16 protein-coding genes are annotated in these 19,729 nt (G+C 66.3%); 3 read left to right on the top strand and 13 right to left on the bottom strand.

The features are described from left to right. Positions 1-92 precede the first annotated feature (92 nt). The gene (locus ACMZPQ_RS18980; RefSeq protein WP_197582363.1) at positions 93-710 is read right to left on the bottom strand and encodes an SGNH/GDSL hydrolase family protein; all 618 of its coding nucleotides are present in this window, start codon (positions 708-710) and stop codon (positions 93-95) included. A gap of 2 nt (positions 711-712) precedes the next feature. Continuing rightward, positions 713-1,987, bottom strand: coding sequence for an aminotransferase class I/II-fold pyridoxal phosphate-dependent enzyme (locus ACMZPQ_RS18975; protein ID WP_197582362.1), 1,275 nt, complete (start codon positions 1,985-1,987; stop codon positions 713-715). A 114-nt stretch (positions 1,988-2,101) separates the two neighbouring features. Here ACMZPQ_RS18975 and rsgA point away from each other — a divergent pair, with 114 nt between their 5' ends. The 3 genes from rsgA (at position 2,102) to ACMZPQ_RS18960 (ending at position 7,116) form a co-directional block, all read left to right on the top strand. Next, positions 2,102-3,211, top strand: a complete 1,110-nt coding sequence (gene rsgA, locus ACMZPQ_RS18970) for a ribosome small subunit-dependent GTPase A (protein WP_414486000.1) — start codon at positions 2,102-2,104, stop codon at positions 3,209-3,211. A gap of 192 nt (positions 3,212-3,403) precedes the next feature. Beyond that, positions 3,404-4,657, top strand: a complete 1,254-nt coding sequence (locus ACMZPQ_RS18965; protein WP_180879094.1) for a flavohemoglobin expression-modulating QEGLA motif protein — start codon at positions 3,404-3,406, stop codon at positions 4,655-4,657. A gap of 155 nt (positions 4,658-4,812) precedes the next feature. After that, positions 4,813-7,116, top strand: coding sequence for a TonB-dependent receptor domain-containing protein (locus ACMZPQ_RS18960; RefSeq protein WP_197582360.1), 2,304 nt, complete (start codon positions 4,813-4,815; stop codon positions 7,114-7,116). Positions 7,117-7,209: 93 nt separating this feature from the next. Here the strand turns inward: ACMZPQ_RS18960 and ACMZPQ_RS18955 are convergent, their stop codons facing one another. From ACMZPQ_RS18955 to ACMZPQ_RS18905, 11 genes are all read right to left on the bottom strand, one after another. Then, on the bottom strand, positions 7,210-7,479 hold the full coding sequence (locus ACMZPQ_RS18955) for a PAAR domain-containing protein (protein ID WP_197582359.1): 270 nt from the start codon (positions 7,477-7,479) through the stop codon (positions 7,210-7,212). 4 nt (positions 7,480-7,483) lie between these two features. Then, on the bottom strand, positions 7,484-8,014 hold the full coding sequence (locus ACMZPQ_RS18950; protein ID WP_197582358.1) for an META domain-containing protein: 531 nt from the start codon (positions 8,012-8,014) through the stop codon (positions 7,484-7,486). Beyond that, entirely contained in the window at positions 8,011-9,474 is a 1,464-nt protein-coding gene (locus tag ACMZPQ_RS18945; RefSeq protein ID WP_197582357.1) for a DUF2875 family protein, read from the bottom strand. The genes ACMZPQ_RS18950 and ACMZPQ_RS18945 overlap by 4 nt, the downstream gene beginning before the upstream one ends. Then, positions 9,471-11,459 (bottom strand): T6SS phospholipase effector Tle1-like catalytic domain-containing protein, encoded by a 1,989-nt coding sequence (locus tag ACMZPQ_RS18940; RefSeq protein WP_197582356.1) that lies wholly within the window; start codon positions 11,457-11,459, stop codon positions 9,471-9,473. Before ACMZPQ_RS18940 ends, ACMZPQ_RS18945 begins: the two co-directional genes overlap by 4 nt. Beyond that, positions 11,452-12,033 carry a DUF3304 domain-containing protein gene (locus ACMZPQ_RS18935; protein WP_197582355.1) on the bottom strand — a complete coding sequence of 194 codons (582 nt, stop codon included), beginning with the start codon at positions 12,031-12,033 and terminating at the stop codon, positions 11,452-11,454. The genes ACMZPQ_RS18940 and ACMZPQ_RS18935 overlap by 8 nt, the downstream gene beginning before the upstream one ends. A gap of 108 nt (positions 12,034-12,141) precedes the next feature. Continuing rightward, positions 12,142-12,915, bottom strand: a complete 774-nt coding sequence (locus tag ACMZPQ_RS18930) for a DUF4123 domain-containing protein (protein ID WP_197582354.1) — start codon at positions 12,913-12,915, stop codon at positions 12,142-12,144. Between the two features lie 56 nt (positions 12,916-12,971). Further along, positions 12,972-15,407, bottom strand: coding sequence for a type VI secretion system Vgr family protein (locus tag ACMZPQ_RS18925; protein ID WP_197582353.1), 2,436 nt, complete (start codon positions 15,405-15,407; stop codon positions 12,972-12,974). 190 nt (positions 15,408-15,597) lie between these two features. Continuing rightward, positions 15,598-16,134, bottom strand: a complete 537-nt coding sequence (locus tag ACMZPQ_RS18920) for a hypothetical protein (protein WP_197582352.1) — start codon at positions 16,132-16,134, stop codon at positions 15,598-15,600. Between the two features lie 149 nt (positions 16,135-16,283). Then, the gene (gene phbB / locus ACMZPQ_RS18915) at positions 16,284-17,024 is read right to left on the bottom strand and encodes an acetoacetyl-CoA reductase (protein ID WP_049456278.1); all 741 of its coding nucleotides are present in this window, start codon (positions 17,022-17,024) and stop codon (positions 16,284-16,286) included. 24 nt (positions 17,025-17,048) lie between these two features. Then, a complete protein-coding gene (locus ACMZPQ_RS18910; protein ID WP_049456280.1) occupies positions 17,049-18,377 on the bottom strand; it encodes a CitMHS family transporter in 1,329 nt (442 codons plus the stop codon). A gap of 75 nt (positions 18,378-18,452) precedes the next feature. Continuing rightward, on the bottom strand, positions 18,453-19,589 hold the full coding sequence (locus ACMZPQ_RS18905) for an OprO/OprP family phosphate-selective porin (protein WP_197582371.1): 1,137 nt from the start codon (positions 19,587-19,589) through the stop codon (positions 18,453-18,455). Positions 19,590-19,729: the final 140 nt, after the last annotated feature.

Here is a 19,729-nt window from a genome sequence, read left to right as displayed (position 1 = left end):
TCGCGCGCCGCAGCGGCGGCGGGAGGCGGTGACGGGCGGGCGTCGCAGCGGGGTCTGATCCTGGCCGGGGCGGTGGCCCCCCAGGCGGGGCGTCAGTCAGTGCCGCCCAGCAGGTGCGCGGCCACCGGCAGCGCCCGTGCGCTCCACAGCGCGTACATCCGCGCCGAAGGATGCAGGCCATCCTCGGCGATCATCGCCGGGTCGTCGCCCTGCGCGCGGCTGATGTCGGTGATGTCGACGAAGGCCACGCCGCAGTGGGCGCTGATCACCTCGGCGGCGGCATTGAACTCGTCGGTCTCGAGCTCGATCGCCGCCAGGTCGCGGCCGCTGCCGGCGCCGAACGGGGTGGCGCCCCAATCGGGGAAGGACAGCACCAGCACCCGCTCGGGCCGGCCGGCGGCGAAGCCGATCGCGCGCTGCAGCAGGGCCTCGAACTGCACGCGGTACTCGTCCAGTGGGCGCCCGCGGTACTGGTTGTTGACGCCGATCAGCAGGCTGACGAAATCGAACGGGCCCTGCGGCGCGGTTGCATCGATGCCGGCATCGAGCTCGTCGGTGGTCCAGCCGGTGGTGGCGATGGTCTGCGGATCGGCCAGGCCGACGCCCTGCGCGCGCAGCGCGGCGGCCAGCTGGTGCGGCCAGCGGCCCTCGATTGCGACCGCTTCACCAATGGTGTACGAGTCGCCCAGCGCCAGGTAGGACAGCGCCACGCTCAGGCCACCGAGCGGCGCGGCTTCAGTGGCACAACCTTGGTCGCGTCCTCGGCGCGGCGCGCCAGCACGCGGTCGATGCGGGCGAACACATCACGCATCACCGAGGCTTCCGGCAGCAGGGTCACGCGGAAATGGTGGCGGTAGGGCACGTTGAAGCTGGAACCCGGTACCACCAGCACGCCTTCGTTGTTCATCAGGTCCAGCGCGAAGTTGTGGTCGTCGAAGCCCTTGGCGGCGGCGCCGACCACGGCCGGGAACGCGTACAGCGCGCCGGCGGGCGCGACCAGTGACAGGTGTTCGCTGGCTTCGCAGGCCTCGATCACCGCGCGGCGGGTTTCATACAGGCGGCCACCGGGGGCGCACAGCCCGGAAATCGTGTCCGGACCGTTCACGGCGGCCTCGATGGCGTACTGGCCCGGCACATTGGCGCACAGGCGCAGCGCACCGAGCAGGTCCAGCGCGGCGCGGAAGTCGCCCAGGCGCGCGTCGTCGCCGCTGAGGTGGGCCCAGCCCACGCGCCAGCCGCAGGCGCGGTGCACCTTGCTCAGGCCGCTGAAGGTCAGGCACGGGTGGTCGCCGGCCAGCGGTGCGACCGGCTGGAACACCGCATCGTCGTACAGGATCTGGTCGTAGATCTCATCGACCAGCAGCAGCAGGTTGTGGCGGCGCGCGATCTCGACCACGCGCTCCAGCAGTTCGCGCGGGTAGCTGGCGCCGCTGGGGTTGTTCGGGTTGATCAGCACGATGGCGCGCGTGCGCGAAGAGACCAGTGTCTCGATCTCGCTTGGGTCCGGCTGGAAGCCGTTCTCCGGCGCGCAGCGGTAGTACACCGGCCGGCCGTCGTTGAGGATGGTCGAGGCCGACCACAACGGGTAGTCCGGCGAGGGCACCAGCACTTCGTCACCCGGATTGAGCAGGGCACGCAGTGACAGGTCGATCAGTTCGCTCACGCCGTTGCCGACGAACATGCGGTCCGGATGCGCATCGGGTGCGCCGCGTCGGGCGTAGTAAGCCGCGATCGCTTCGCGCGCCACCGGCAGGCCCTGCTGGTGGGTATACGGGTCGGTGCGGCCCATGTCATCGGCGATTGCGCGCTGCAGGTGCTCGGGCGCACGGAAACCGAAATTGCCCGGGTTGCCGATGTTGAGCTTGATCAGCTTGCGGCCCTGCGCCTCCAGCTCCCGCGCTCGCCGGGCCAGTTCTCCGCGGATTTCGTAGCGCACTTCGGAAAGGCGCTCGCGGATGGCCAGGGGCTTGGGCGAGGGGGTGGACATGGGGAATGGGCCGTCAAAAGGCATGGGGCTTCCATCCTACCGGAATTGCTGCAATGCATGGCAAGGGCGCAGGGCTTGCCGTTGCTGGGCTGGGAGGGCATCGGCACAGGTAGAATGGCGGCGATGACCCAGACCCCCGATTTCACCGCCCTGCAGACCATCGGCTGGCCTTGGCCGGGCCCGGCGCAGCAGGCCGACTGGCAGGCCTCGATGGCCGAGCACCCGCAGGCCCGGCCTGCGCGGGTGATCGAACAGCACCGCACCCACTATGTAGTGGCCGATGGCCCGGACGCGGCGATCAAGGCCGAGTCGCTGCCGGAATGGCAGCGCCCGCGTTTCCCCAGCCACGAACGGCCGGCGGTCGGGGACTGGGTACTGCTCGATGGCATCCGCATCGTCGCCCTGCTGCCGCGGCGCACCGCGATCAAGCGTGGTGCGGCCGGCGAGCATTACCACCAGCAGGTGATCGCGGCCAACATCGATACGGTGTTCATCGTCTGCGGCCTGGATGCCGACTTCAATCCGCGCCGCATCGAGCGCTACCTGCTGCTGGTCGGCGGCGGTGGTGCCGAGCCGGTGGTGGTGCTGACCAAGGCCGACCAGACCGAATACAGCGAAGACGCGCTGGCGGTGCTGGAAGAGTTGGAGATGCAGGGCATCGCGCTGCATGCGATCAATGGTCTGGATGCCGACAGCGTGTCCGTGCTCGAACCGTGGCTGAGGCCGGGCCGTACGGTGGTGCTGGTCGGTTCCTCCGGTGCAGGCAAATCCACACTGACCAATACGCTGCTCGGCGAGCAGCGAATGAAGACCAATGCGGTGCGTGCCAACGACTCGCGTGGCCGCCATACCACCACCCATCGCGCGCTGATGCCGCTACCGATGGGCGCCTGCCTGATCGACACCCCCGGCATGCGCGAGCTGAAGCCGACCGGCGAAGAAACGCTGTCCGAAGGCGGCTTCGCCGATATCGAAGCGCTGGCGGCACAGTGCCGCTTCAACGACTGCAAGCACCAGCAGGAACCGGGCTGCGCCGTGCGCGCTGCCATCGACGCAGGCGAGATCGAAGAGAGCCGGCTGCTGAACTACTTCAAGCTGAAGGAAGAGGTGGCTGCCGCAGCGGCCAAGCTGGCCGTACGCCAGGCCGAGACCGCGCAGGAGCGCGGCGGCAAGAAGGGCAAGGGCCAGCAGTTCCGCCCGGCGGGCAAGCCACGCCGGCGTTGATCCGGCGGTGTCGGAAACCTGTTCCTGGTGGTTGCCAACCTTGGTTGGCACGAAGGGCTCCGAAGCCCGGCTTTGCCAGCCCTTGGTAGGTGCCAACCTTGGTTGGCACGAATGTGTCCGAAGCCCGTCGCCGGTGGGTGCCAACCAAGGTTGGCAGCTACCAACGCGCGGGCTGGGCGTTATAGTCCGCGCATGGAACCGACCGCGACGCTGGACCGTGAGGTGGCCCACCATGCAGCGCTCGATGCGCGCCTGGTCGAGGCCGTGGGTGGCATCCGCCTGCTGGGCCTGACCAGTTGGCCGGCGACGGTGCAGGCACCGTTCCTGGACAGCGTGGCGCGCGGCCAGCCGGTGCTGCCGAAGGTGGACTATCCGCGGTTGGATTTCAGCGAGGAGCGCCGCGCGTTGGCCGCGATCGCCGCCGACTGCGACGACAGCCATCCACTCGGTCATTACGTGCGGCAGTCGGCGCAGAGCTGGGACCTGGCCGCGCAGCTGCTGGAGGGGCTGGGCACCGCCGCCGTCGATACCTGTTCGGTGCAGCTGTTCGGCGCGCCCGAGCAGCCGCTGCCGGGCAATGGCCCGAGCACACGCGAAGCGGCGCGGCACTTCATCCAGATCGCGGCCGAACTGGACCACGAACTGCTGGCGCCGGAAGAGCAGGTGCCGGTCTCGGCCATTGCCCTGCAACTGCAGCTGCAGAACGACCTCGATGCCTTCTTCGAATCGCGGATCATCCAGGTGCAACTGGATCCGGAACTGGTCTCCAAGGCCGCCGCCGGCCCGACCCGCATCCGCCTGCGCACCAGTGCGCGCTTCAGCGCCTACGATCGCGCGCAGCTGTTCCACCACGAAGCGCTGGTGCATTCGCTGACCGCGTTGAACGGCCGCGAACAGCCGGTGCTGCCTAGCCTGGCGCTGTCGTCGCCGCGGGTGACCGCGACCCAGGAAGGGTTGGCCACGTTTGCAGAACAGATCACCGGCAGCATCGACATCGAGCGCCTGAAGCGCATCAGCCTGCGCACCGAAGCGATTGCAATGGCGCGCGAAGGTGCCGATTTCATCGAAGTATTCCGCTACTTCTGCGACGCCGGGCAGAACACCGAAGAGAGTTTCGCCTCGGCACAGCGCGTGTTCCGCGGCGTGCCGCCCAGCGGTGGACTGGCCTTCACCAAGGACACGGTGTACCTGCGTGGACTGGTGTCGGTGCACACCTTCTTCCGTCATATGCTGGCTGAGGATCGCCTGCAGGTCTGCCGCTGGTTGTTCGCCGGCAAGATGAGCCTGACCGACGCGATTGCGTTCGCGCCGCTGTTCGAGAGTGGCGTGCTGAAGCCACCGCGCTGGCTGCCGCACTGGGTGAGCCGGGCGAACGGACTGGCCGGGATGCTGGCGTTCTCGCTGTTCGCCAACCGGATACGGATGGACCAGCTGGCACCGGAATGAAGGCCGCTGGCGGCCTGTGGCGCCTTCAATGAGATGCGCACCACGCCCCTGCACCGTTCGTTGGTTTTTCGTAAAGAAGGTTTCATGTTCCGTTCGCATAGTGGCCGTGCACCGCGCATGCATGCCGGTGACCACCCCCAATGCAACGGACCACCATGCAGACCCGACACCTGACGATCGCCGTAGCGATCGCGCTCTCCGCCGCCGCCAGCGCACAGGCCGCCACCGTGGCCGATACCGGCGCCACCACCAGCACCGATGCCGCGCTGAGCGCGCAGACGCTGGATACCGTCTCCGTGATCGGCCAGGGCGAGACCCGCCAGGTGCAGCGCATCACCGCGGTCGACAAGCAGGTGCTGCCGCCGGGTACCAGCGGCCAGAAGATCCTCGACCGCCTGCCGGGCGTGTCAGTGCAGTCCAACGATGCCTTCGGCGCCAACGAGGAATCGCAGACGATCAGCCTGCGTGGTTTCGACAAGAGCCGCCTCGGCTACACGCTGGACGGCATCCCGCTGGGCGACAACAGCTACGGCAACTACAACGGCCTGAGCATCGCCCGCGCGCTCATCGCCGAGAACCTGGCCGGCGCCGAACTGTCGCAGGGCATCGGCTCGCTGGGCGTGGCCTCGACCAGCAACCTGGGCGGCACCATCCAGTACTTCTCGATGGACCCGTCCACCGAGTTCGGTGGCCGCGCCAGCGTCACCGTGGGTGACAACAACCAGCGCCGCGGCTACCTGCGCGTGGACACCGGCGACATCAACGGCTTCTCGGCCTACGTGTCCGGCGTGCACCAGGACCAGGACATGTGGGCCGCGCCGCACCAGAACCAGACCACCCGCCAGTTCAATGCCAAGGCGGTGTGGAATGTCGGCGAGCACCGTTTCGGTGCGTTCGTGGCGACCTCGCGCGCCAGCCAGGCCAACTACGCCTACCTGTCCAAGGACATGCTGGCCCGCGGCCTGGGCTATGACTGGAACATCTATGCCCCGGACTGGGATCGCGCCGTGGCCGCCGCGTACTGCGCGCCGGGCACCTACAACAAGGCGCGCTGTGCCTTCAGTGGTGGCGTCAACAGCATCGACGATGCCTACTACCAGAGCCGTGCGCTGCGTGACGACAACCTGTATTCGGTGGATGCCGACCTGCGCCTGGGCGAGCAGGGCCGCCTGAAGCTGCTGGCCTATCACCACGACAACCGTGGCCAGGGCCACTGGTGGGCACCGGGCCAACCGTCCTACCCGGGCACCGACAAGATGCTGCCGATCTCGATCCGCAGCACCAACTACACCATCAACCGCGATGGCCTGACCGCCGCACTGTCGTGGACGGTGGGCATCCACGAGCTGGAAGCCGGCCTGTGGTACGAGCAGAACGACCATAACGTCTCGCGCAACTTCTACTACATCAGCGGACCGTTCCTGGACGACCTGTACCTGAAGAACCCGGACCGCCTGCTGTTCAACCAGGACTTCGACATCCGCACGCGCCAGTTCTACGTGCAGGACCGCATGCGCTTCCTGGACCAGCGCCTGACCGTGGACGTCGGCATCAAGAGCCCGAACACGCGCATGCGCGCCACCGCCAAGCCCGGCGTGGAGACCAGCATTGCTTCGGGCACGCTGACCGCCAAGGAATCGGTGCTGCCGCAGGTCGGCCTGGGCTTCAAGCTCAACGCCAACAACGAGCTGTTCGCTTCGTACGCCGAGAACATTGCCGCCTTCGTCGGCGGCGGCAGCGGCGGCCCGCTGCAGGTGTCGCCGGAATCGTTCGCGGCCAGCGCCGGCCTGGAGCCGGAGAAGTCGAAGAGCCTGGAAGCGGGCTTCCGCACCTTCGGCGAGAAGTACCAGGCCTCGATTGCCGCCTACAACGTGAAGTTCGACAACCGCCTGCTGTCGCTGAACCCGTGCTCGAGCATCGAAGTCGGCACGCGCCCGGAGTGCGTGACGCGCTTCATCAACGTCGGTTCGGTGAAGAGCCACGGCGCGGAGCTGACCTTCATCCTCAAGCCGATCGACGGCCTGCAGTGGTACAACGCGCTGTCCTGGAACAAGACCACCTACGAGGATGACTACACCTCGGGCGGTGCGATCGTGCCGGTGGCCGGCAAGATCACCGTGGATACGCCGCAGCGCATGGCCTCCAGTGAAATCAGCTGGAACCGCGATGGCTTCTTCGCCAGCCTGCGCGCCAAGTACACCGGCAAGCGCTACTACACCTACACCAACGACCAGTCGGTGCCGGGCGTGACCACCTTCGACGCCGGCGCAGGCTACGACTTCGGCCCGGGCTTCGGCCTGCGCAACGTGCGGGTGTCGCTGAACGCGACGAACCTGACCAACAAGCGCTATGCCGGCCAGCTGAGCTCGTTTGCACCGACCGACCCGAAGGGCACGCGCTATGCGATCCACGCGAGCGCACCGCGTCAGGTGTTCATGACGGTGGCGGCGGAGTTCTGATCGGGTAGGGCGAAGCATCCACGCATGGCGTGGATCTACTTGACCGTGGATCCACGCCGTCGGGGAGGGAGGCGGGCCAGCTATTGGCCGTGGTCAGCCCACCTCGATATGCGCGGCCTTTCCGGCGATGGCATGGCAGCCGCAGCTGAGCAGATGGCCTTCCAGCACGATCGGAAGACCGTCAGCCAGATGGGTGCTGCTGCCCTCGACGAAACGGTGCTCTCCGGGGTGCACGGAACAGCGGGCGTAATCGCCCTTCACCGCCAACGGGTGCCCATTGATGCGGTGTGTAGCAGCGAGCTGGCAACGGGTAACTTCGCCGCCGCCCGTCGTGGAATCGCCCTGGCAGATGGGTGAGGGCATGGCGTCACCAGCGGCCCGCAGGTGGCGTGCGGTAGATCAGGGTGGCGGTCACCCGTTCACCGTTCAGTAGTTCCAGCACCGCATCATCCTTGCCCAGCCGGTAGCTGGTTGCAGTGCTGAGTGCGGTGGCAAAGCGGTCACCGATCGTGTCGAACGCTGCCTTGTGGCACCGCGAACCTGTGCGGGCCACAGCTTCAATGGCCAAGCCTTCTTCGCCTTGCAGGTGGTAGACGCCAGTCAGCGGCTGGCAGCCTGCGAAGCCGGTGAGGCGGCGGCCGTCCGCCTCAAAGATGACAAAGCCAGCCTGGGATTTGGGCACCAGCTGGACCGCAGGGTGATGGTCGTCAACTGGAAGGTGGCTCAGCTTCCAGACGGTGTGACGCAGAGGCTGCGGCGCTTCGGGGCCTGCCTGCCAGGGCTCCGGGGCGTACCAGGGGCGGGGTGGGGCTTCAACGGCCTGCGGGGCGTCTTTCTTGCAGGCTGCCAGCGTGAACGGTAGTACCCATGCCAGAAGCAGCGCGGTGTAGGTCCTCATGCAGTTTCCTCGTGTAGCGACTCATTGGATGGGATGCGCGAAAGGACCGGCTGCAGCAGCAGTCCATCAACGGATGCAACGACCACCACATGGTTGCCCGTACTGTGAATGGCCAACGCCAGCATCGAGGCGCCTGCACCGCTGCCCAGCGCTCCCACCCGGGAATGGATGTCCGTGGCGTGTTCGGGATCGACCAGATTGATGGGTTCGGCCAGACCAGCCAAGGCAAGCCGGAGAGCCTGGATGGACCCAGGCTCAGAATGGCTGTCGTACCAGATGTGTAGCGCGCCGCCGGGCAGGGGAGCGGTAAGTGCGATCCACGCTTCTCTGATGCGCCGCTGAAGGGGCCCCGATGACATCAGAGCCTCCGTGTGCCGCTGGATCGGGATGAAGACCGGAGGTGGCAGTGATGCCAGCACGGGAGCAGCGTCCCACTGCGCAACCTGCTCGTGTGTCCAGGGCGCGGGGTACCACATGTCATGTGCGCCTGCGGCACGCTCTGGAACGCCGTCGGTCATTTCACCAGACATGGCTTGCTGCCAGGTCGAGCTCGGGTGGACGTGGGTTTCGGGTGTGGCGAAGCGTAGCGGAATCATCGACTCCATTTCGTGTCGCCACCACTGGTAGGGCACACGCAGTGCGTCCGTGTCAGCGCGCACTCCGGCAACGGACTCATTGCGGATGCGTGATGGCAGCTGCTCGCGGCTGACCCAAAGCAGCACGATGCTGTCATCGGGAGCTTGGCGCGGCGTCGGCTGCGTCGTGTCGCTGCGTATCAGGCGCCCATCGACGCTGAGCAGCGCGATGCTGTCCAGCAGGGGGGTCTCATCCATCATCTTGTGCAGGTCCTGCAGCAGCGGCACAAGGGAGGGCCCGTCCACATCGCGCTCGCGCAACAGCAGCCGGGCAGGCTGATCAAACTGCATCTTCATCAGGCCCGGCCAGTGGCGGGCCGCATAGCGGCTGGTCTCTGCAGCTGGCGGTGCCAGCGTCAGGATCGGCAACGGGCCACCATCCGGGGCGTGAGAGGCCAGCATGTCCATTGCCAAGGCCAGCTGCACCTGCAGTCGCATGCCATGTTCAGCGGAATCGTTGTCAACGCCGCTGGGCGTTGCCTCGGCAGGCGTGGTGTGCTGGTCAAGCGCCAGCATGGATGCCAGTTCAGCGGCGGGGCCGCCAGCAATCCACGCGTGACACGCGCGCACGTTGAGTGCGGAGGCCATGCTTGATGGTGCCCGCGCGGGTGCTTGAGGGGAAGGGCGTGCTGGCGAAGACACAAACGCCTGATGCAGCGCATGACCTGCCGTACACGCAAGCGCGGCCACGATCGTGCCTGCCAGCCACGGTGCCAGCGCGGCAGCGCCAGCGCTCTCTAGCGGGTCTGTTGCGTAGAGCACCATCAGTACGGACCAGACCAAGGTCAGCAGCAGAAAACCGCGGGCCCAGACAGAGCGGCTCATGACAAACCATCCGCGTACGTGAGGCGCCGGCTGACCCAGAAAGGCCGGTTTACCCCTGACGGCTGCGCAAGTGGGCCAGAGGGCGTCAGGGTGTTCGTTGTGCCAGAGGTGATGCGGAATACCTGGCGGCGACGCAGGTAGCTCCATCGGGGCTCGCGGCGGGTGACCTTGGCGATAGCATCGAGGACGTCGATCTTGCCATCCATGGCCGACGCCGGCTTTGCGTCGGTGAATATCGGCTGCCCGCCATCGCGGAAGATCTTCAACGCTCGCCTGTCCTCAATGCCCAACGGGTCGACCGGTGGCGGTGGTTGGTCTTCATTGCGGGACGGGTTCTGTTCCATCCGACGCTGATAGTCCGGCAGCGTGTGCTCGTCGTACCGGCGTCGCGCGTCTCTGTAGCGTCGATCCTTCTCCTCCAGCTGCTTGTGCATCGTGTCGTAGTCACGTTGGCACTGGGGATCGGTCAGCACGAAGGCCGCCCGGGAATCATGGATATGGTTTTCCAGCAGCGTGCGGACCGCGGGGGAGGGGGCGGGCGAGATCTTCCAATAGCGTTGGTACATCTCGCGCATGGGAGGAAACCCCGTGGCGTAGCTGTAGGCTCCAGACCAGCGGCTGACCAGGCTGCGGACGGCACCACCGAAGCCCTCGCAGTCTTCGACATCCTGATGAAACTCGACGTTGGACTGGTCGAGATTGATGTAGTCCTGCATCAAGGCAGGCTTGCACTGCCGGACGAAGGGCTGGGCGATGTAGTCGTTCCTGCGCAGCACGCTGCGACGCCAGCCGATGTAGTCGAGATAGTGGTGGTGCAGCTGCTGCATCAAGGGCGCACCGCCCTTGAAGCTGCCGAGGCGGCCTTGATGTGCATCAAATGCACTTTGGAGTTGGGGGGAGATGGTGAAGTCATCTGCCATGCCCTGCTCGCTCAGGCTTTCGAAGTCAGCCAAGGGCACACCCGCCGCCAGTGCCCTGCGATACATGTCGTTGAGCGGAATCTGCGAAAGCATGTCCTGCTGCTGCTGGCGAATGGCGCCTGATTGGTTCGTGCCTTTGCCTTGGGTAGTGGGGCCGTAGCCACCGCCCACGTCAGAATGCATGCCGGGGTAGATGATCTCCAACCGCTGAGGCGCTTCACCCTGCCGTGCGCCGATGGTGGTAAGGGGAAACGAGTTCCGCGCCTCATGGGCTGCGATCATGTGCACGCACTGCTCGACGAACCCAGGAATGCCCATGTGGCGCGGTTCGGCCCACTTCAGGTGACCATCGCCGGGTAGTACAGGCACCGAGTCGGCCACGTGCACCGATGCCACGGTGTCGAACAGACCCATGAAACGCACCCGTAGCGGAATGCCACAGACATTGGGCTGGTTGTCGCCGGCCCACTCGATGAGCTGATTGAGGAATGTACGTGCAGCGGTGGCGCCGCGAGAGAAGCCAAACAAGTCCAGGGTGATGCCGGCAATGTGAGGTGCGGCGGGCTTGGGGTGGGCGAGAATGCCAGCCAGTGTAGTGGTCCAGACCTTTACCTGCTCCTCGTCTTCGATGGCGCGGATGAGCGCCTGCTCGTTCTCTTCGACAATGGGCGGGTAGCCACTGAGCTTGGCGATCCGATTGGCGACGTACAGGTAGGCATAGCGCAGGCGACGATCGCCGTAGAAGCCATCACGCGCGCCAAGAGGGTGCGGTTCGTGCTCGCCGATGGACGGAAACGGCGTACCGACGCCGGGGATGTAGAGCCGGAATTGCTGAACGATTTCGTCAAGTTCACAAGTATTAAAAAGCCTCGCGATGTTGCTGTGTGAGCCGGTTGGCCTGTCCTCATCCGCGTGGTTGCGAGTGCCATCAAAGAAGATGGAGAACTGCATTGTGATCTGGCAAGGTGCCGAAACTGAGTTCAGGTGGGAAGATACAGGGTTGAAGCGCACGGACGCAGGTGCATCACCCGGAAGCCAGGCAAGCTCGATCTCCCTTTTACTCATGTTCTGCAATGCCTCTTTTTTTGATGAAATTCTTGTAGGGGTAGGGCGCGCCGGGATAATTTTCGTCGCCCGGGAAGAGCGCGCTTGGAATGACCAGCACTTCATCGTTCTCAAAGATGTGCACCCAGGTCTCCGCTACGTAGGTGTAGGGTTGGACCGGTACGTCCTTTTCCACCCAGCGGCAGCCCTTGTCCTTTGGCTCTCCCGGCACGTAGTCCAGGTTTCGCCTGCAACGGCGCCACCTCACGTGAACCGTCAGTCCGGGATACCAGTGGGCCGGTAGGCTGAGGACGCCCAGCATGGTGCTCGCGCCGTCGCCGGCCATGTCGCCCCCTTTCCCGTTCACATAGACCGGCCGAACAAAGGTGTCAGTTGGCTCGTAGTCCATCGAGGTCAGGTTGCTGCCGATGTACTTCGGTGGCTCGTATGCCTTGTCTCCACGCGCGCATGCGCAGAGCGCTGCGACCACAGTCAGTGCCAGGGCCCGGCTCGGCGCAGGCCAACGTCGGGTGCGTGTCGCGAGCTGATGGGAAATGAGGCTCTGGCGAAGCTTCTCGATCGACTGCTTGTTCATGTTCGCCAGATCCTCCGTTGTCAAAGCGATTCTCATACGGGTACTCCGGGCCGGAGTCGCCGATGTCACTGGGTGAACGTGCATCACGAATGACCAGAGCCTCATCGGTCAGATGGAAGGGTTAGTTGGGCGATTTCCATCCGCATTGCCCAGCGCCATCCACAGCGCAGTGCCTCGCAGTTCCTGCGCATGCACGGGATGCCCTCGCAGGGCTTCGGCGCCCTCACCGCGACGCATCCCCCAGGCAATCCAACTGGCAAGATCGGTCGGCTCGACGTATCCCTGCTGCCGCGCCGCGGCAATCAGCGCTGTCGCCATGTTGTGGCGCGCTTCGCGACATGCTGTCGATGCCGTGGAGCGAAGCATGGATTTCAGCGACTGCAGCAGCGCATCGGCCAGCTCCAGCTCGGCCAGCGCTGTGGCCTGGTCTTCATCCCAGCCGGGCGATGCAGCCTCACCAGCGTTCACCACAGGCAGCGGGGGAATCGCCAGCCGTAGCGCCCGTCCGTCGCGGTCTGCCAGCCACCACCCCGCCCACGGCAGGCTGAAAGCGACAAGCTGCGCAGGACGCCACACCTGCATCGCCGCACGCAGCACGCGCCCGTCTGCCAGCCGGGTGTAATGCATACCGAAGGCGTCGCCATCGCGCAGCCAATGGCGCAGGTGCGCGAGCGTCTCCGGCACGGTCCAGCGGCTGGCCAACCAGTTCACCCCAGGGCCACTGCCATCCAGTCCCAGCGATGCGGCGTGGGCGAGACGCATCAGCCAGGGGCCGAGCGCCTGCGCCGCTTCGGGTAGATCGGAAAACAGCGAGACGGCGTCTCCTGCGTGGCCTGCCAGGCGCGCGCCGACATCGCGCTGCATCGCGCCGTCCACCAGCACCAGTGGCTCGATACCGGGCTGCGCGCTGCAGTCGCGCCACTGTGGCGGCAGCGGATTCATGCCGCGCCCGCCAGCTGCACACGGGCACCACCTGCGGCCGCAGCCTTGGCCAGGCAGGGAAGGCAGACGGGTGGCGGTTCCGTCGGCAGCGTCCGGCTCCAGTGGTCGCTCGCCGGGCCTTCCCAGCGATGCTCGGCGCCATGAAAGGCCAGTGCTCCGTTGCTGCCCACGGTTACCCCATCGCCGATGCGGATGAAGCTGCCATCGGCGGCCACCAGGCGGATGCGGGGCCCGGACAGCACGATCTCTCCCTGTTCGCTGCTCAGCTGAAGGCCGGACAGCGCGTGGCCATCGATCAGCCCGTCGCGTGCCTGCAGTTGCAGGTCGCCCTGGTTGGCAACGGCCTGCAGGCCGCCCTCGGCCACGAACATCGACAGGCCTTCCCCGGCCAGCAGCTGCATGCGTTCACCGCTGGTGTGCTGCACCCGGCCCTGCGCCACGACATCGTGGTGCTGGCCACTGACGTGCAGCTGGCTGGCAGGTGAGGCGCTGACCAGACCGGCAGCGGCAGCCAAGGCAATGATCGGCTCGTTTGCTGCACAGGTAGCCGCCGACCAGCCTTGCAGCGCCGTATCCAGCGCCGCCTGTGCATCGGCCTCCGGTGTGCCGGCCTGCAGGCGTGTGGCCATCTCGGCGAGAGAATCAAACAACTGACGGCAGGTGCCAAGCACCTCCAGCAGCTCCGGCAACGCCATCTGCGGGCCGCCCGCACCGGGCTGTGCGTGGCTGCTTACCAGCAAACCCGTGGCCGAGCGCAAGGCCAGCGCAGCATCGGTGCGCAGTTCCGCGCCCTGTCCACGCGCCTGCGCGCTGCCATCACGGCGTGGCGTTGCCACGTGGCCCAGGTGCAGAGCGCTTTCGAAGGGGCTGGACCGCAGCGTGATCCCCACCGATTGGCCGGTGTCATCCATCGAGAGTTCGTTGAACCCCTCGCCATCGTGCTCGTTGCTGCGGATGCCGGATACAGCACGATTACCCGGCAGGCTGCCCATGCCGCCGAAGCGTGGCGTTGCGTGGCGCCCGTTGTAGACGCCACCGATCACCAGGGGGCGATCAATGTCGCCGTGGAGGAAGGCGACGACGACTTCCTGGCCCACCCGCGGCAGGAACTGATGGCCAAAACCGTCACCCGCGCTGGGCATGGCCACGCGCACCCAGGTGGAGGAGCGCTCATCCTGTGGATCCGGTGCGCCGGGGTGATCCTGCGCTCGTTGCCAGTGGAAGCGGATGCGGATGCGCCCCAAGGCATCGGTGTACACCGTCTCGCCCGGCGGTCCCACCACCGTGGCGGTCTGCACGCCAGGCGCATTGGGGCGTAGCAGTTGGTGCACGTGGATCGGTAGCAGGGGAACGTTGCCGGGCATCGCACGGAAACGGGTGACGCATTGGCCTGCAGGCGGCATGTGCCCTGCGTCCGGAGCAGCGCAGGCCATCGCATCAGGAAGGTTGTTTGTGGCCAGCAGATGCACGCCACTGATGAGGAAACCTGCCGGCGGAAGCGCTTCGATAGTGCCAGGAAGTCCTTCCACCTGGATGCTGTCGGCGGTCGCAAGCCCGCGGAAGTCACCTTCGCCGAGCCAGGTTCGCGACCTCAGTTCCTGCGCCTGCATCCGTAGGCGCGCGTAGCGGTTCATGTCGGCGGTGTTGCTGCCGTAGTACAACGTGTGCGCGTGATGGCTTTCCAGGCCCTGCACGCTGCGGGCCACGTCCGCGCTCACCGGCAGGGCAAGATCATCGCTGCCGCGCAGCTGCTGTGCGCTCGCGTAGTCGAAGCTGGACAGGGTGTGACTTGAGGGTGGCAGCCTGTGCAGCAGCTGCCACGCTTGCAGATGGGGCGCGCCGTCATCCGTACCGGCCGCTCGGTGCGGGAGCGCAATGGCGCGTTCCGCATCGAACAGCGGCTGGTCGCTCAGTACGAGCACGTGGCGCGGCGTGCCGTCCAGCAGGTCGGAGGTGAACCGGTAGCTGATGCCCTCTTCGGCCAGCAGGCGTTCGATGAACTGCTTGTCGGACTCGTTGAACTGCACGCAGTACGAGCGAACATCATGCTGCGCCAGCAGGGAGCGACGGTGATCGAATGCCATGGCGATACTGGCGTTGCCCTGGCGATGTTCCTCCAGGATGCACGCGACGATATCCGGCACGCTCATGTCCTGGAATACCCGGCAGGCGGTCCGCCGGTCCAGCAGGGCCAGCGCTGACACCACCTGCAGCGTGACGTTCTGCCATGCCCCCTCCTGCGCGGTACACCGGACGGCATCGACGATGCCGCAGAACCAGCGGCGCCCGGTGCCGGGTTGGGCCAGTCCCATGCCCAGGAGGCGGCCCTGCAGGGCCTGTGCGTCAGCGAGGTTTCCCTGCACCAGGCCAACGGCGGTGAGGGTGAAGTCCTCGTTGAATGCATCACGGTAGTCGAGAGACTGGATGAACACTGACGGTGCGGGTTCCCCTGTACCCCAGCAGAGGTCGATCAGTCGATCGGTGCTTGCCGGCCTCACCATCATGTCCATTACAGCGTGCCTCCCTGGCGGATGTTTGGCTCAGGGTGCGATCTGGTGACTGCGGTGGTCTATAGGACTTTTATGAAAAAGCAGCCTCCAGCCGGGCGATGACGCGCGGCGCTCATGGAGCGGGCGCATCCACCGGCTTGATAATCACCTGCGAGACACAACGGTGATCCACGCCGGGGAACAGGTAGCTCATCCAGCGGTCGGCCTCGGCATAGCTCAGCGTCAGTGCCTGTTCCGGTGCATGGCCGCTGGGTGGAAGCACCCGATCGGGGCGGCCGAGGCGGTGATTGATCTGCTGTCGGGTCACGCAGGCACCGCCGATGTCCAGGCGCACGGACTGCACGCGTTGACGATCCGTGTGCAGCGTCACCACGCCCGTGGTGACCTGCAGCGGCGGTGAAAGCGCCATGGCAGGCAATGTGAGTTGCGGTGGCGTACCGGGCTTCCCAGCAAGGGATGCTGGCGCAGGCATCACTGCCTGCAGGTCGGCAAGCCGCGTTGTGCGCGGCAATGGCGGCGCCCAGCGCCGGCTCAGTTCCACCAGCCGGTCAGCCTGCACCTCGTTGGCCATCGGCAGTGCGGCCGGTGCTGCCGCCATGCACGGCGCAGCCAACACGATCGCCGCGATTGTCCACGCCCAGCGCTGCATGCGCGCACTCCCAGTGCCTGGATCGTGGCTGGTATAGCACGGGCGGGGTGCAGGCAGAAAAAAGGGGCCGGATCCCCTTCGCAAGCGAAGGTTCACCGGCCCCGCGCACTCCGTGGGGGAGGCAGTCCACGCGTTGCGTGGAAGAGGGCTCAGCCCATGTACAGGCCGCCATTGACCGGGTAATCCGCGCCGGTCACGTACGAGGCCTCGTCCGACGCCAGCCAGGCCACCAGCCCAGCCACTTCCTCGGGGCGGCCCAGGCGGCGCACCGGCACCGACGCGGCCAGCCGGTCGAGTACATCCGGGGGGAAGCTGCTGATTGCCTGGCTGGCGATGTAGCCCGGCGACAGCGTGTTGACAGTGACGCCGCGCGAGGCCACTTCGGCGGCCAGTGCGCGGCTGAAGCCATGCATCGCGGCCTTGGCGGTGGCGTAGTTCACCTGGCCGATCTGGCCCTTGTGTGCGCTGACCGAACCGATGTTGATGATGCGGCCCCAACCACGCGTAGCCATGCCGTCGACCACCTGCTTGGTCAGGTTGAACAGCGCATTGAGGTTGGAGGCGATCACCGCGTTCCAGTCTTCCACCGTCATCTGCCGGAACAGCAGATCGCGGCTGCCACCGGAATTGTTGACCAGCACGTCCACCTCGCCGACGTCGGCGCGGACCTTGGCGAACGCGGCGCTGGTCGAGGCCCAGTCGGTGGCATTGCCCTCAGAGGCGATGAAATCGAAACCCTGTTCGCGCTGTTCGCGCAGCCAGTTGGCCTTGCGCGGCGAATTCGGTGCGCAGCCGGCGACCACGGTGTGGCCGCTGCGGGCCAGGCTCTGGCAGATGGCAGTGCCGACACTGCCCATGCCGCTGGTGACGTAAGCGATTCGAAGCGTCATTGCAGAAGGCTCCTTGGTAAGAGGTCAGGCGGCGAGCGGGTACAAGCCGAACAGCAGGCTGCCGACCATCAGCAGCATCGAGATGGCGATGGCCCACTTCAGGGTGAACTTCTGGTGGTCGGCGAACTCGACCTTGGCCAGGCCCACCAGCAGGTAGGTGGAGGGCACCAGCGGGCTGAGCAGATGCACCGGCTGGCCGGCCAGCGAGGCGCGTGCCATTTCCACCGGGGTGATGCCGTAGTTGCCGGCGGCCTCGGACAGGATCGGCAGCACGCCGAAGTAGAACGCGTCGTTGGACATGAAGAAGGTGAACGGCATCGACGCCACTGCGGTGATCACCGCCAGGTACGGGCCCCACGATTCCGGAATCACCGCCAGGAAGCTGTGCGACATCGCTTCGACCATGCCGGTGTTGTTGAGGATGCCGGTGAAGATGCCGGCGGCGAAGATCAGCGACACCACCGACAGCACGTTGCCGGCGTGGTTGACCACGCGGCGGCGCTGCTCGGCCAGGTTCGGGTAGTTGATCACCAGGGCGATGGCGAAGCCGACCATGAACAGTACCGGCATCGGCAGCACGCCGATGATCAGCGCGGTCATCAGTGCCACGGTCAGGGCCAGGTTCACCCACAGCAGCTTCGGCCGCTTGATGTCTTCGGCATCTTCCACGGTCGGCAGCGGGTTGCTGTCGTCGGACACGCTGTTGTCCATCCAGCTGCCGCCCTTGGGCAGGGTCACCACGCCGAGGCGACGGCGCTCCTTCAGGCCCAGGTACCAGGCCAGCAGCAGCACGCCGGCACACGCGATCACCATCGACGGGATCAGCGGCACGAACACATCGGCCGGGTCCACGTGCAGCGCAGTGGCCGCGCGTGCGGTCGGGCCGCCCCACGGGGTCAGGTTCATCACGCCGCCGGCAAGGATGGTCACGCAGGTCATGTTCAGCGCGTTCATGCCCAGCCGCTGGTACAGCGGCAGCATCGCCGAGACGGTGATCATGTAGGTGGTCGAGCCGTCACCATCAAGCGAGATCAGCATCGCCAGTACCGCGGTGCCGAGCACGATCTTCATCGGATCGCCCTTGACGAAACGCAGGATCACCCGCACCAGCGGATCGAACAGGCCGGCATCGATCATCACGCCGAAGTAGAGGATGGCAAACATCAGCATCACGCCGGTCGGCGCGATCTTCTTGATGCCCTCCAGCATCATTTCGTCGATGTTGGCGCCGAAGCCGCCCAGCAGGGCGAAGATGATCGGGATGGTGATCAGGGCGACGAGCGGCGACAGGCGTTTGCTCATGATCAAGTACATGAACGTAATGACCATGCCAAAGCCGAGGATGCTCAGCATCATCTGCGGACTCCTTGCGAAAACAGGATGTGGGGGAGTGGAAGCGGCCCGGGCGGCATGCCCGGGAATCCGGGCTTAGAAGTCGTACTGCAGGCGGCCGGTGACCGCGCGCGTGCGGTCCACCGTGAGCCCGGCCAGGCGGTCGCGGTTGCGGCTTTCGATCACATTGAGCATGAAGCGCAGGTTGTCGCGCAGGTACCAGTTGCCGCCCAGCGTCCACGCTTCGGTGCTGCCACGGCGCAGGTCGGGTGCACCATCGAGATGCTGCGCGCCCCACATCTGGTCGTAGCGCAGCGCCACCTCGAAGGCACCGGCCTTGTGGCGGATGTCCTTGACCCGCGCGAAGCGGCCGGTCTTGCGGTCGTAGGCGCGGCTTTCGCCAGTGACGAACCAGCTGACCATGCCGTAGGCGGCCATCACGTCGCCGCGCTGCGCACCGTCATCGAAGGTGGCGCCGCTGAACTCGCCCTGCCACGACAGCGGGCCGCGCACCTGCGCGTACTCCAGCGACCACTTGTTGACGTCGGTATCGCGGCCGGCGGAGAAGTCGACCAGGGTCAGGCGGCTCTCGTCGGACAGATGGCCGGCCGGGCGCGGGCGGATCTTCAGGCCGGGAACGCCGTTGGCGCCCGGATTGTCGTAGGCCTCGCGGGCCAGCGACAGGCCCAGGTGCAGCACGTCGCCGTCGCGGGGCGAGGGCGCCCAGGTGACGCGGCCACCGGCCGCGCGGCCCTTCACCTGCCAGGCGTCGATGCTTTCCAGGCTGTAGACGCTGGCCGCCCAGGTGAAATCACCCGGATTGGCCTGCCACGACGCGCCCAGGCGGTACAGCGGCGCCAGCGTGGTGCCGGCGTTGCCGCGCTCCAGGAAGCTGCCGTAGTTGGAGCTGGTGCGGTCATCCAGCGAGAAATACTGCTTGAACTGGCCCACGGTCAGCTTGCCCGCCTTGCCGAAGCTGCGTGCCAGGTACACGTCCTTGGCCTCGACACGGTCGCCGGAGAAATCGGCTTCCAGCTTGTAGTCGACCACGAAGAACTTGCCGGAGACGTCCACCCAGGCGCGGCGGATCTCGGTATCGTCCTTGTTCGGCGTGCCGCGGTTGTCGTTGTCGAAGGTGGCGAAGTCCAGGTGCAGGCGGCCACCGAGAGTGGCGGTGACCGGACGGTCGTCTTCGGCGAAGGCCGGCGCCGACAGGGCAGCCAGCGCCATCATGGCGGCAGGACGCCGCCAGGCAAACGTGAATTCCACAAACCCTCCCAGGTGCGCGCCAGGCGCGCGGCAATCGTGGGCACCGGACGGTGCGCGGCCGCAGTCTGGGTCGCCGTAGCTGTCATCGTCCTGTCAACGGTTTG

It is taken from the genome of Stenotrophomonas maltophilia (assembly GCF_047497515.2).
Classification (GTDB): Bacteria; Pseudomonadota; Gammaproteobacteria; order Xanthomonadales; family Xanthomonadaceae; genus Stenotrophomonas.
Note: the sequence above shows the minus strand (reverse complement) of the source record. Positions and strands in the feature narration are given on the sequence as shown.